Genomic DNA, 13,053 nt, shown 5'->3' with positions numbered 1-13,053 from the left:
ACCCCACCGCCGCTCCACCGGCAGTGGGGTCTACTCGACTCCGCCCCGCTCACACGCGAATGGTGCTGCTCGCCGACATCATCCCGCCGCCTCGGGGAGGAACATCGTGAGGCCATCGTCCGCTGATCCCGTTGCCTGGAACGCCTACCTCGCCGAGGGCAACGCCCGCCAGGCACGCAAGCGCGTGGCGGCCGACGTGATCCCGCGGGACCACTCCGGCCGCATCCTGGCCGTGAACCCGACCGACGGACGGTGGACCTACCGTCCCGGTGTCAGATGCCTTGACACACAAGTGGTCCAGACCAAACATAGGCGGTGTAGTTCCGACCGGGATGCACTGTGGGGGTGTGAACACCGGCCGGCCGTGCGCTGTTTCCCGCACGCCGTACCACCCCTGCAGGGCCCGCGTCAGGTACCGTCATGCCCATTTCCGGGCGAACGGTCTTCACCTTCACGTCTGTTGGAGCATCCATGCGTCTGAACAGATCCATCCGCGCACTGCTGGCCGGCTGTGCCGGCCTGGCCGCCACGGTCGGGCTGACGGTCGTGGGCGGCACCGTCGCCCACGCCACCGCCCCGGCCGCGACCTCGTTGCCGCAGCACGTCTTCGCGCCGTACTTCGAGGCGTGGACCGGTGACAGCCCGGCGAAGCTGGCGAGCCAGTCCGGCGCCAAGTACCTGACCATGGCGTTCATCCAGGCCGCCACCAAGGGCAGTTGTACGCCGTACTGGAACGGCGACGGCTCGATGCCCATCGCCTCGGCCCAGTTCGGCGCCGACATCGCCACCATCCGGGCGGCCGGCGGCGACGTGATCCCCTCGTTCGGCGGCTACACGGCCGACAACACCGGCACCGAGATCGCCGACAGCTGCACCGACGTGAACTCGATCGCCGCCGCCTACGAGTCGGTCATCACCACCTACGGCGTCAGCCGGATCGACCTCGACATCGAGGACAACTCGCTGACCGACAGCGCCGGGATCGACCGCCGCAACAAGGCCGTCAAGCAGGTCGAGGACTGGGCGGCCGCGAACGGCCGCAGCATCCAGTTCTCCTACACCCTGCCGACCACCACCGGCGGGCTGGCCGACACCGGGCTGAACGTGCTGAACAACGCGGTGAAGAACAACGCGCGGATCGACGTCGTGAACATCATGACGTTCGACTACTACGACAACGCCTCGCACAACATGGGCAACGACACCCAGAACGCGGCGACCGGACTCTACAACCAGCTGGCCCAGCTCTACCCGGGCAGGACGCCCGCGCAGCTGTGGGGGTCCATCGGGGTCACCGACATGCTCGGCATCGACGACTTCGGCCCGGCCGAGACCTTCAGCACCGCCGACGCCGCCAACGTCTACAACTGGGCCACCGCCAAGGGCATCAACACCCTCTCGTTCTGGGCGCTGCAGCGCGACAACGGCGGCTGCGTCGGCACCGCGGGCAGTGACAGCTGCTCCGGGATCAGCCAGAACACCTGGGACTTCACCCACGTCTTCGCCCCGTTCAGCGGGGGTGGCAGCACCGGCCCGGTCACCAACGACTTCTCGGTGAGCGCCTCCCCCGCCGCCGGTTCGCTCACCCCCGGCGGCAGCCTGCGCAGCGGCATCGCGACCGCCGTCACGGCGGGCTCGGCGCAGTCCGTCGCGCTCAGCGTGTCCGGCGCGCCCGCCGGGGTCACCGCCACCGTCAGCCCGAGCCCGGTGAACGCCGGGGACAGCGCCACGCTCAACGTCTCCGCCACCGCGGCCACGGTGCCCGGGACCTACCCGCTCACCGTCACCGGCAGTGCGGCCTCCGGCAGCCACAGCACCACCTACACGCTGACCGTGACCGGCTCCGGCGGCGGGACGAAGGGCCTGGTCAACGGCGACTTCGAGACCGGCAGCCTCAGCCCCTGGACCTGCCAGAGCGGCGGCGCGGTGGTCACCACCCCGGTGCACTCCGGCAGTTACGCCCTGTCGGCCGCGGCCGGCGCGAGCCAGACCGGCGAGTGCGACCAGGCCGTCACGCTGACCCCCAACACCAAGTACACGCTGACGGGTTGGGTGCAGGGCAACTACGCCTACCTCGGTGTCAGCGGTGAGGCGACCGCCAGCACCTGGACCTCGTCGAGCGGCTGGACCAAGCTGAGCGTCCCGTTCACCACCGGCTCCACCGGCACGGTCACCGTCTACCTGCACGGCTGGTACGGCCAGGGCAACGTCTACGGCGACGACTTCTCGATCTCCTGAACCGACCGGGCGCGGGGAACCGCGCGGCAGGCCACCCGCCTCGGCACCGGCCTACCACGCGGTTCCCCCGCCCCCGGGGCTCCACCTGTTCCCCGACCGCACGGGCGCCAGGTCTGGTCCGCCTCACCCAGCACGGTGGCGCGCCGGCCGAATCGTGATCGCCGCCGGCTCCGTGCTCACTCGCAAGTCCATTGCGTCGCGCAGTAGTTCCGGTCAGGAACCCGAGCTGCCGCAGCATCGTCATCCTTCCGCCATCCCGACGGCGGCATCTGCCTCGGCGACGCTCTCCCAGCCCTTCTGCTTGAGTACAAACGCGGCGACGAGGGCGGCGGCCACCGAGAGGGCGGCGGAGATGTGGGAGGCCGTCTGGACCGCGCGGTCACCGGGCCCGACGGCGGCTACCGTCTCGACGTGCCGGGCCCCGGCTCGTACGTCCTGATCACCTCGGCCGGAGGTTCCGCCGACGCCAGTAGCGGCAGCGGCTCTCCTGTCCGGGACCGGTCTCGATGTCCTGCCCGTTCTGTTCTTCAGGGCCGGTGACCCGGCACCGCCGGTCTCAGGACCAGGCGATCTCGCCATGGCGGTCGATGAAGCGTCCGGTGCCGGCACCGGGCCCCTCGGTGGCGAGGGCGATCGTCCGCCTCGGAGACGTACCGGTGGCCGTGTTCGCGGCGGACTGGCAGCTGGTGTGGTGGAACCACGGGTGGGCCGCCCTGCTGGGAGACCCCTTGGCCTCGCCGCCGCGGATGCGCAACTTCGCCCGCGACAGGTTCCCGGTGGACGTCGATCACACCCCCCTCGCGCTGTGGCCGGTCACCGAGACGGACCCCGACACCGCCGACGCCGCCCTCGTCTCCGATCTGCGCCGCGCCACCGGCCGCTTCCCCCGGGACAGCCGCCTGGCCGCGCTGGTCCGCGACCTGAACGCAGGCAACGAGAGGTTCGCCGAGCTGTTGGCGACGGGAGAGGTGACCGCGAACCGCGAGGTCCACAAGTCGGTCTTAATCGAGTGTGAGAGTCCCGGTCCGGGTGATACAAGGCCTACGTGACTGAGCATCTCTACTTCTCCACCCTGCTGCGGATGATTGACGAGCGGTCCGCCGCGTTCCGCGCCGCCGTCGCCGCGGCCCCCAGCCTCGACGCCGACGTCCCGTCCTGCCCGGGCTGGACGCTGTACGACCTGGCGAACCACCTCAGTGAGGGGGACCGCTTCTGGGCCTACATCGTGCTGAACACCGCGCCGGGCGACGAGCGGCCGAGCAAGGACGGGCTGGCGGCGCCCAGGGAGCGCGAGGCCCTCATAACCTGGCTGGCCGACTCGACGGAGCAGCTGCTTACTGCTCTGCGCGAGGCCGGCCCGGACCGGGGCTGCTGGGCCTGGTGGGAGCCGCTGGCCTCGCCGCACACGGTGGCCGCCGTGGCCCGCCGCCGCGTCCCGGAGTCGCTGATCCACACCTACGACGCCCAGCTGGCCTCCGGTACCCCGCAGGAGCTGCCGACGACCGAGGCGGTCGACGCCATCGAGGAGTTCCTCGCCACCGTCTGCACCGTCACGGTCCCGTGGCCGGGCGAGCCCGCCACCATGGACTACCACGCAGCCGAGGCTGGCTCCTGGCGCCAGACGGTGGACGCCGCCGGTTCCCGCTTCACCCGCCTCACCGCGGCGGAGGCCGCCGAGAGCAAGCCCACCGCCGCCATCTACGGCACGGCGAGCGAGATGGCCCTGCTCATGTACATGCGCATCCCGGCCGGCTCGCTGCGGATGGAGGGCAACGCCGACCTGCTCCAGCAGCTGCAGGACTGGGACTGAGCACTCACCACGGAACAGCCGCGAACCCGCCGCAGACTCCGGGCCAGGACAGGTCTTCTGCGGCGGGTTCGCGGCTGTTCTGCTTCCGGAATCCCGGAACCCGTCGGTTTCAGCACGCGCTGGACGGGATCGGTGCGGACGGCGTCGTCCTGCTGACCAACTACGAGGGCGTCTACCTCGGGGACGCACGGTACGCGCCGCTCTGGGACTCCTTGAACCGGCGGTCGGCCGTGGTCCTCGTCCACCCCTGCCTTCCGCCCGTCCCGCCCCTGGCGGACGTACCCGCGCCCCTGGTGGACTACCCGTTCGACACCACGCGCAACGCCGTCCACATGGTCTTCAACGGGGTGCTGGACAAGTACCCCGATGTGAAGATCATCCTCGCGCACGCGGACGGGTTCGTGCCCTACGCGGTCCTCCGGTTCTGCGAGACGCAACCGCAACTCGATCCCCGAGGACCCACAGCCGACGAACTGTTCGCGAAGTTCGGACTCTTCCACTGGGACACGGCCCTGTCCTCCGGGCCTCACGCCTTCGCCGGCCTCCTGACGTTCGCGGACCACGGACGCATCCTCTTCGGCAGCGACTTCCCCTACGCCCCCACACCGGTGGCCACGGAGCTCACCGAGATCCTCGACACGCGGACCGGTCTCACCGAGGCGCAGAAGGCAGCCATCGACAACGGCAATGTCAGGAAGCTCCTCATGCGCCTCGCCTGAGGGCGCGGCACGGCCGGCCGGCCCCGCCCCGGACACCGGCGCGCTTGCGGCCGGGCCCGGGGTCAGCGGGTCAGCGGGTCAGCGGGTCAGCCCGAGAACGACCGCCGGTACGCAGCGGGAGACGTCACGTCGGTTCCCCGTCACGCCCGGGGCGGCAGAGCAGGACGTAGGAGGCGGTGGCGAGCACCGCGCAGCCCAGGACCACCACGCCGAGCAGCAGCGCCGACGGCCGGCCGCCCGCGCTGCTGAGCGGTGCGACGACGGCACCGCACAGGAAGGTGCCGGTGCCGATCAGCGCGGAGGCGGAGCCCGCGGCGTGCGGTGCCATGGTCAGCGCCTGGGCGTTGGAGTTGGGCACCAGGATGCCCATGCTGGCCATCAGCAGGAAGAGCCCTGGCCACACCCCGAGCAGGCCCAGGTGCCAGACACCGCTGGCGAGCACGACCTCCGCTCCCGCGATCCCGGCGCAGACGAGCCCGATCAGCATCAGGGTGTTCGCCGGCAGCTTCCGCACCAGCAGTCGGCCGTTGAGCTGGGTGGAGCCCACCACCGCAACGGAGTTGGTGGCGAAGACCAGGCTGTACATCTGCGGCGAGATGGCGTACTCCGTCTGCAGCACCGAGGAGGAGCCGCTGACGTAGACGAAGAGCGCACCGAAGGCGAAGGTGCTGGTCAGCGTGTAGCCGAGGAAGCGCCGGTCGCGCAGCAGCCCGCCGATGGCGTGGACCGTGCTGCCGATGCCGTCGGTGTGGCGGCGCTCGGGCGGCAGCGACTCGGGCAGCACCAGCGCGGCGCCGACGGTGATCACCGCGCCGACCAGGGCCAGGGCGGCGAAGGTGCCGCGCCAGTTGGTGAGGTGCAGCAGCTGGGCGCCGAGCACGGGGGCCAGGATCGGGGCGAGGCCGGATATCACGCCGAGCGAGGCCATGAAGCGGATCATTGCCACGCCCTCGTACCGGTCGCGGGCGACGGCCCTGGCTATCACCAGGCCGGCGGCCCCGGCGAAGCCCTGCAGGAGCCGCCCGGCGATCAGCAGCGGCATCGAACCGGCCAGTGCGCAGACCACGGTGGCCAGCGTGTAGAGCGTCATGCCGACCAGCAGTGGGGGCCGGCGGCCGAGGCGGTCGCTGAGCGGCCCGAACAGCAGCTGGCCGAAGGCCATGCCGAACATCGAGCCGGTGAGGGTGAGTTGGGCGGTCGCGGCGGTGGAGCCGAGGTCGGTGGTGAGCGCGGGCAGGGCGGGCAGGTAGAGGTCGGTGGTGAGCGGCCCCAGCGCGGTCAGGCCGGCGAGCACGGCCACGGTGGCCCGGCTCGGCGGCCTGTTCTGAGAGTCGGTCAGCGGGTCGCTCGCGGCGGCTTGGGAGGTGTCGGACGACTGGTCACCGGCGGCGCCCAGGGTCGGGCCTGACATGGGACTCCTCTGCGGGTAGGTCGGATACGTCCGTCCTATCGCAGCTACGGGCCTCTCCGGTAGCCGGGCCCGGCACCGGGCCCGGCTCAGCCGTACGCCGCCGGCCATGCCGGAGCGTCAGTCGGCGGTCCGGCCGGCCTTGCGGGCCGCGACGACGACCGCGTCGTCCTGCCAGCCGTACAGCTCGTTGCCGACCAGGGCCACGTTGTAGAAGCCGCAGCGCGCGGTGGCCTTGGCGGGGACGTCACCGGGGAACCAGGGCGCCTTGAGGTGCACCGCGCCCTCGGGGGTGCCCTTGGTGCATCCGTCCGGCAGCTTCCGCTCCGGCAGGGCGGCCTTCAGCAGGCGGTCGCCGCCGATGGTGGACATCATGTACGAGACCTTGGTGGCGCCGTCCGGCAGCCAGCCGGGCATCGACCTGCGGTCGGCCTTGGCCTCCTTGCCGGTGGCGTACGTGGCCTCCTCGCGGTGCCTGCTCTCGCCCAGGTCGGCCGCCTTCGGCACCAGCATCACCGCTCCGAGCGCCACACCCCCGGCAGCGATGACGCCCACCGCGGCCTTGCCCGCGAAACCCATGATGACGACCTCGGTTCTGTTCCGGTTTGCCTCTACCTCTCCATCCTGAGTGGTGCGGACCGCCCCGGCGATAGTCATCAGGTACCGATCCGGATCCGCCTTTGGGCGTACCCGCCCGCGGGACCACCCCCCGATCGGCCCCCTGTCAGGTGGCGGGCCGGAACTCGTGGACGACCTCGATCGAACCGACGATGTGCCGGTTGAACTCGGCCAGTTCCTCCGCCGGCACCCACAGTTCCAGGATGGTCCGGCCGCCGGCCTGCCGGACGGGGTAGCGGGCGAGGAAGCCGCTCTCGGCCTCGAATCTGGTGACGTAGCCGACGCCCGACGCGGGCACGTTCCAGTCCCGTGCGATGCGGACGGCGTAGTCCTCGTTGAGCACGGGGTAGAAGATCGGCTGGTCCGGCAGCCTGGGCGGCCAGGCGCGCCACAACGAAGCCGCGACGAGCGCCAGCTCCTCGGGGCCGGTGGGCCGCCAGAGCGTGGTGGTCTTCGGCGCGGTCATGGTCGGGCTCTCCGTTCGGTGGCGGCGCCGGCCGCCGGCGCGGCTTCGGTGAGGCGCCGACCGTATCGGCGCGAACCCGACCGTGACCATCGCTTTTCGCGCGCTGACCCGGCGTCAGCGGTAGGCCGACTCACCGGTGATCGCCTCGCCGAGGACCAGGGTGTGGATCTCGGCGGTGCCCTCGTAGGTCAGCACGGATTCGAGGTTGTTGGCGTGCCGGAGCACCGGGTACTCGACGGTGATGCCGTTGGCACCCAGGATGGTGCGGGCGCTGCGGGCGATCTCCAGAGCGGTGCGGACGTTGTTGAGCTTGCCGAAGCTGATGTGCGCGGGGCGGCACTGCCCGGCGTCCTTCAGTCGGCCGATCCGGACCGCGACCAGGTACGCCTTCTCGACCTCCAGCATCATCTCGACCAGCTTCTGCTGGGTGAGCTGGAAGCCCGCGATCGGCCGCTCGAACTGGATCCGGCTCTTCGCGTAGTCCAGTGCGGTGGTGTAGCAGTCGCGGGCCGCGCCGACGGTGCCCCAGAGGATGCCGTAGCGGGCCTCGTTCAGCGAGGACAGCGGGCCGCGCAGCCCCTGTACGCCGGGGAGCACCGCGTCGGCCGGGAGCACGACCTCGTCCAGCACCAGTTCGCTGGTCACCGAGGCGCGCAGCGAGAGCTTGCCGTGGACGTCGCGGGCGGTGAACCCGGGGGTGCCCTTGGGGAGGAGGAAGCCCCGCACGCCCTCCTCGGTCTGCGCCCAGACCACGGCGACGTCCGAGATGCTGCCGTTGGTGATCCACATCTTGCTGCCGGAGAGCACCCAGTCGGTGCCCTTGCGGCGGGCCCTGGTACGCATGTTGGCCGGGTCGGAGCCGAAGTCCGGTTCGGTGAGGGCGAAGCAGCCGATCGCACGTCCGGCGGCCAGCTCGGGCAGCCACTGCTGCTTCTGCTCCTCGGAGCCGAAGGCGTGGATGGAGCGCATGGCGAGCGAGCCCTGGACCGAGACGAAGCTGCGCAGCCCCGAGTCCGCGGCCTCGAGTTCCATGCAGGCGACACCGTAGGCGACGGCGGAGGAGCCGGTGCAGCCGTAGCCGTCCAGGTGCATGCCGAGGACGCCCAGTTCGCCCAGTTCCGGGGCGAGTTCGCGGGCCGGGAAGACGCCGCGGTCGAACCAGTCGCCCACGTCGGGCCGGATCCGCTCGTCGGCGAACTTCCGTACCGTGTCCCGGATCAGCCGTTCCTCGTCGGTCAGCAGCTCACCGACGGAGAGCAGGTCGGCCGGGTCGAGGCGGGCAGGGGTCGTCGCCATTCGGGCTCCTCGGGACGGTGCGGCGAGCGCGGCGGGGTGGGCCACGGCGACGAGTATCGCGCACCGGGGCACGGGAGGGTACGAGACGCTGCCCACACCGCTGCTTCGCCACCACCCTTGCCGGTACGGGCTCCTGACGCGACCACGGGACGGCCGGCGGTGTGCTCAGTGCGGGGAGCCGAAGGCCGCTTCGGCGAAGTTGTCCCAGTGGCCGGCCGAGGCGACCGGGATGCACACCCAGTCCCCCATCGGCCGCCCGTCCACCGGGTCGAGGACGTGCGCCCCCGGCAGGTGCAGCGCCTCGGTGTGCGCGGGTGTGTCATGGCCCAACCGGCAGACCAGTTCCCCCCGGTGGAGGGCGGCGAAGGCCCTGCCGTCGGCGTCCTTGAGGCACGGCATGCCGAGCATCCGCGAGCGGATGGCGCCGCGTGGTGCGAGTTCCTCGGCGATCTCCTCGTAGCGGGCCGCCGGGTCGGTGGTGTCGGTCATGCCGCCATGCTGCACCTCGGGGGCCCGCTCCGCCTCACGTCACGGCCAGCCGGTCCGGCAGCGGACTCCACGACCGGGAGCCTTGAGCCGACGGGGAGTCATGAGTAAGGTATGAAATCCGTGACTGACACCATACAGATCCCGGCACCGCTGCCGACGGCACCGCTGACCGTCGCCACCGCCCAGACCGCACTCACCCCGCTCGACGTGGCGGCCAACGCCGCCACCGCCGCCGGGCTGGTCCGCCGCGCCGCCGACGGCGGAGCGCGACTGCTGCTGCTCTCCGAGCTCTTCCTCACCGGCTACGAACTCGCCGCCATCGCCGCCGACCCCGACCGGCTCGCCGTCGGTTCCGACGACCCGCGCCTGGATCCGCTCGTCACGGCCTGCGCCGGGACCGGTACCTCGGTGGTGGTGGGTGCACCGGTGCGGGACCCGGACACCGGCCTGCTGCACATCGCGGCCCTGGTCCTGGACGGTTCGGGCCGCCTGGCCACCGCCTACCGCAAGCAGTTCACCACCCCGAGCGAGCGCGCGGCGGGCTTCGCGCCGAGTGCCGGCGGCGGCTGCACGGTCCGGCTCGGGGACTGGCGGCTCGGCCTCGGTATCTGCTGGGACTCCGGCTTCCCCGAGCACGCCCGTGCCGCCGCACTGGACGGCGCACACGCCTATCTGGTCGGCGCGCTCTTCGGCACGGGCTCCGGCACGCGGCAGCTGCGCACGCTCTTCCCCGCGCGCGCCATGGACAACACCATGTACACCGTGCTGGCCAACCACATCGGCCCCTCCGGCCCGTACGTCGGCTGCGGCCGCAGCGCCGTCTGGGGCCCCGACAGCACCCTCCTGGCCGACGCGGGCGACGCCGCTCCGGGCCTGGTCACCGCCGTCCTGGACCCCGGCCACCTGGCCCGCGCCCGGGACGAGGAGCCCGTCCTCGTCCAGCCCCCGCTCCACGCCCCGCCCGCCGAACGGACCACCGCCAGCCTCGCCTGAGCCCGCCCGTCGCGCCGCCGCCTGAGCGGGACCGGAACCCCGGCGGGGAGGGCCGGGAGCCCTTCCGGGCTCCCGGCCCTCCGCCGGATCACCCGCAGGGCGCAACCGGTCGCCGCTCCACGGAAATACCTCGGCCCTCCCGGAGGCTCTCGTGATCAGAAGCCGGCAATCAGGGAGGTGTCCCACCATGGGTGGCGAGCAGGAGTACCGCGTCGAGCACGACTCGATGGGCGAGGTCCGGGTCCCCGCATCGGCGAAGTGGCAGGCGCAGACGCAGCGGGCGGTGGAGAACTTCCCGGTGTCCGGCCAGCGTCTGGAACGCGCGCACATCGAGGCGCTGGCCCTGATCAAGGCCGCCGCCGCCAAGGTCAACGCCGAGCTCGGCGTGCTCGACCTCGCGAAGGCGAAGGCGATCCAGGAGGCGGCCGGCGAGGTCGCCGCGGGACGGTGGGACGACCAGTTCCCGGTGGACGTGTTCCAGACCGGGTCCGGTACGTCCTCCAACATGAACACCAACGAGGTGATCGCCACCCTGGCCACCGAGCGCCTCGGCCAGCCGGTGCACCCCAATGACCACGTCAACGCCAGCCAGTCCTCCAACGACGTCTTCCCGTCCTCGATCCACATCGCCGCGACGGCGGCCGTCACCGGCGAGCTGATCCCGGCGCTGGAGCAGCTCGCGGCCGCGCTGGAGCGCAAGTCCGAGGAGTTCACCGAGGTGGTGAAGTCGGGCCGGACGCACCTGATGGACGCCACCCCGGTCACCCTCGGCCAGGAGTTCGGCGGCTACGCGGCACAGGTGCGGTACGGGATCGAGCGGCTGTCCGCGACCCTGCCCCGGGTGGCGGAGCTGCCGCTGGGCGGAACGGCCGTCGGCACGGGCATCAACACCCCGCCCGGCTTCTCCGCCGCCGTGATCGCCGAGGTCGCCCGGGCCACCGGTCTGCCGCTGACCGAGGCGCGCAACCACTTCGAGGCCCAGGGCGCCCGGGACGGCCTGGTGGAGCTGAGCGGGCAGCTGCGCACCATCGCGGTCGGCTTCACGAAGATCGCCAACGATCTGCGCTGGATGGGGTCGGGCCCGCGGACCGGGCTCGGCGAGATCAACCTGCCGGATCTCCAGCCGGGTTCGTCGATCATGCCGGGCAAGGTCAACCCGGTGCTGCCCGAGGTGGTGCTGATGGTCGCGGCCCAGGTGATCGGCAACGACGGCACCGTCACCGTCGCGGGGGCGAGCGGTAACTTCGAGCTGAACGTGATGCTCCCGGTGATCGCCCGCAATCTGCTGGAGTCCGTCCGCCTGCTGGCCAACAGCGCCCGGCTGCTGGCCGACCGGGCGGTGGACGGCATCACCGCCAACGTCGAGCGGGCCAGGGAGTACGCCGAGTCCTCGCCGTCCGTGGTGACCCCGCTGAACCGCTACATCGGTTACGAGGAGGCCGCCAAGGTGGCCAAGCAGGCGCTGGCCGAGCGCAAGACCATCCGGCAGGTGGTGGTGGAACGGGGCTACCTGGCGGAGGGCAAGCTGACCGAGGCTCAGCTGGACGAGGCGCTGGACGTCCTGCGGATGACCCGTCCGTGACCCGCACGTCCGTGGCGTGAACGGAGTTCGGGCCGGTCACCGAGGTGACCGGCCCGAACTCGCATGCTGCCCCCTTACCGTCACCTGGTCTCGCTCCTGGGCGGCCGGGTGGCGGCCGAGTGGCCGTGAAGGTGTCCGGCCTTCTTCGAGCCGCCGAGGGCCCGCGCTCCGGCGATGGCCGCGAGTGCGAGGCAGAGCATCACGGCGCCGGTGATCACATTGGTGAGGATCGACCGCATGATCGCCTCATGGCCGGCCATCGACCAGGGGGCGATGATCGTCCAGACACCGATCACCGCTGCGGCCCAGGCCCGGGCGTGGGTGCGCTCGTAGGCCGAGCCGAAGCCCGAAATCAGCGCCGCGAAGGCGAGACCGAGCACCAGGTTGTTGATGGTGAGTGCGTGCAGGGGGGTGAACCCGACCACCCACGGTGACACCGCCAGGAAGAGGCCTGCCAGCGTCCCCAGCGCCTCGATGCCCTGCGCTCTCGGTGTAGCCACCACTCTTTCGGACTGCTCACGCAGCTCCAGGATGTCCGGATGGTGCTCCATGCCCATCGGCAGCTGAGTTGACACCGGGACCACCTCCTAACTCTGGGCCATGGGCGATCCGCCTGGCCACTATCCATTTTGTGGCAGGAGTAACGGTTTGTCCCGATTTATCACCTGGCCGGGTCAGCCCTCACCGGGCCCGCCTGAGGGCACCCCCACCACTGAGCGCCACTGCCCCGCAGGCCCTATGGGCCGCCGTCCCGAACGAACGTCATCCCCCGCGAGCGCCTTCGCGCGAGCACCTGGGCGGCCCGACGGCAGCCCGATCGTGAGCTGCGTCTCACCGGACTGCCGCGCCATTGCCTATGCAACTTGTTGCATAGCAGGATGCGGGCATGGCACTGGAGCACGCGATCCTCGTCTCGCTGCTGGAGCAGCCCGCCTCGGGCTATGAGCTGGCCAGGCGTTTCGACCGGTCGATCGGGCGCTTCTGGACCGCCACCCACCAGCAGATCTACCGGGTGCTGCGGCGGATGGAGACGGACGGCTGGATCGCCGCGACAGCGGTGACCCAGGACGGACGGCCGGACAAGAAGGTGTACTCGGTCGCCGCGCCCGGCCGCTCCGCGCTCGGCAGCTGGCTGCGCGAGCCGGTGGAGCCGGAGACCGTCCGCCATGAACTGGCCGTGAAGATCCGCGCGGCCGCGTTCGAGGACCCGGGGGCGCTGATCCCCGAGGTCGAGCGGCACCGGGAGAGCCATGCGGCCCTGCTGGCCCGCTATCTGACCGGCGAGCAGCGGGACTTCCCCGACCCGGCCGCGCTCGACGCCCAGCAGCAGCTCCAGCACGTGGTGCTGCGCGGCGGCATCGAGTACGAGCGGATGACCCTCGCCTGGCTGGACGACGTCCTCGCCACCCTGCACCGCCTTACCGACTGACCCTC

The 13,053-nt window shown here is 71.5% G+C and carries 13 protein-coding genes and 1 pseudogene; 8 read left to right on the top strand and 6 right to left on the bottom strand.

What is annotated here, in order from left to right:
• Window positions 1-106: 106 nt before the first annotated feature.
• From ACSMTC_RS29760 to ACSMTC_RS29740, 5 genes and pseudogenes are all read left to right on the top strand, one after another.
• Window positions 107-271 (top strand): annotated as a pseudogene (locus ACSMTC_RS29760) (NUDIX domain-containing protein); the annotation flags it as partial.
• 200 nt (window positions 272-471) lie between these two features.
• Window positions 472-2,238 carry a glycosyl hydrolase family 18 protein gene (locus ACSMTC_RS29755; protein ID WP_436562812.1) on the top strand — a complete coding sequence of 589 codons (1,767 nt, stop codon included), beginning with the start codon at window positions 472-474 and terminating at the stop codon, window positions 2,236-2,238.
• A 587-nt stretch (window positions 2,239-2,825) separates the two neighbouring features.
• Window positions 2,826-3,287 (top strand): MmyB family transcriptional regulator, encoded by a 462-nt coding sequence (locus ACSMTC_RS29750; RefSeq protein ID WP_436562811.1) that lies wholly within the window; start codon window positions 2,826-2,828, stop codon window positions 3,285-3,287.
• Entirely contained in the window at window positions 3,284-4,048 is a 765-nt protein-coding gene (locus ACSMTC_RS29745) for a maleylpyruvate isomerase family mycothiol-dependent enzyme (RefSeq protein WP_436562810.1), read from the top strand. The genes ACSMTC_RS29750 and ACSMTC_RS29745 overlap by 4 nt, the downstream gene beginning before the upstream one ends.
• Window positions 4,039-4,767: an amidohydrolase family protein gene (locus ACSMTC_RS29740; RefSeq protein WP_436564845.1), complete on the top strand. Its 729-nt coding sequence runs from the start codon at window positions 4,039-4,041 to the stop codon at window positions 4,765-4,767. Before ACSMTC_RS29745 ends, ACSMTC_RS29740 begins: the two co-directional genes overlap by 10 nt.
• Before the next feature lie 124 nt (window positions 4,768-4,891).
• On the opposite strand, the gene ACSMTC_RS29735 is transcribed toward ACSMTC_RS29740, so the two are convergent.
• From ACSMTC_RS29735 to ACSMTC_RS29715, 5 genes are all read right to left on the bottom strand, one after another.
• Window positions 4,892-6,178: a multidrug effflux MFS transporter gene (locus ACSMTC_RS29735; protein ID WP_436562809.1), complete on the bottom strand. Its 1,287-nt coding sequence runs from the start codon at window positions 6,176-6,178 to the stop codon at window positions 4,892-4,894.
• 117 nt (window positions 6,179-6,295) lie between these two features.
• Window positions 6,296-6,754 carry a hypothetical protein gene (locus ACSMTC_RS29730; RefSeq protein WP_436562808.1) on the bottom strand — a complete coding sequence of 153 codons (459 nt, stop codon included), beginning with the start codon at window positions 6,752-6,754 and terminating at the stop codon, window positions 6,296-6,298.
• A 145-nt stretch (window positions 6,755-6,899) separates the two neighbouring features.
• Window positions 6,900-7,259, bottom strand: a complete 360-nt coding sequence (locus ACSMTC_RS29725; protein ID WP_436562807.1) for a hypothetical protein — start codon at window positions 7,257-7,259, stop codon at window positions 6,900-6,902.
• Between the two features lie 114 nt (window positions 7,260-7,373).
• Complete coding sequence (locus ACSMTC_RS29720) at window positions 7,374-8,555, bottom strand: acyl-CoA dehydrogenase family protein (RefSeq protein WP_436562806.1); 1,182 nt, start codon at window positions 8,553-8,555, stop codon at window positions 7,374-7,376.
• 165 nt (window positions 8,556-8,720) lie between these two features.
• Entirely contained in the window at window positions 8,721-9,044 is a 324-nt protein-coding gene (locus tag ACSMTC_RS29715; RefSeq protein ID WP_436562805.1) for a hypothetical protein, read from the bottom strand.
• 120 nt (window positions 9,045-9,164) lie between these two features.
• Here ACSMTC_RS29715 and ACSMTC_RS29710 point away from each other — a divergent pair, with 120 nt between their 5' ends.
• Both ACSMTC_RS29710 and ACSMTC_RS29705 read left to right on the top strand, forming a co-directional pair.
• Entirely contained in the window at window positions 9,165-10,037 is an 873-nt protein-coding gene (locus ACSMTC_RS29710; RefSeq protein WP_436562804.1) for a carbon-nitrogen hydrolase family protein, read from the top strand.
• 187 nt (window positions 10,038-10,224) lie between these two features.
• On the top strand, window positions 10,225-11,619 hold the full coding sequence (locus ACSMTC_RS29705; protein WP_436562803.1) for a class II fumarate hydratase: 1,395 nt from the start codon (window positions 10,225-10,227) through the stop codon (window positions 11,617-11,619).
• Window positions 11,620-11,699: 80 nt separating this feature from the next.
• On the opposite strand, the gene ACSMTC_RS29700 is transcribed toward ACSMTC_RS29705, so the two are convergent.
• Window positions 11,700-12,194, bottom strand: a complete 495-nt coding sequence (locus ACSMTC_RS29700) for an SPW repeat protein (protein ID WP_436562802.1) — start codon at window positions 12,192-12,194, stop codon at window positions 11,700-11,702.
• Window positions 12,195-12,505: 311 nt separating this feature from the next.
• Between ACSMTC_RS29700 and ACSMTC_RS29695 the strand changes: the two genes are divergently transcribed.
• Entirely contained in the window at window positions 12,506-13,048 is a 543-nt protein-coding gene (locus ACSMTC_RS29695) for a PadR family transcriptional regulator (RefSeq protein ID WP_436562801.1), read from the top strand.
• Window positions 13,049-13,053 lie beyond the last annotated feature (5 nt).

Origin of the sequence: Kitasatospora sp. HPM-01-4 (assembly GCF_051374625.1) — a bacterium.
Taxonomy (GTDB): domain Bacteria; phylum Actinomycetota; class Actinomycetes; order Streptomycetales; family Streptomycetaceae; genus Kitasatospora.
Note: the sequence above shows the minus strand (reverse complement) of the source record. Positions and strands in the feature narration are given on the sequence as shown.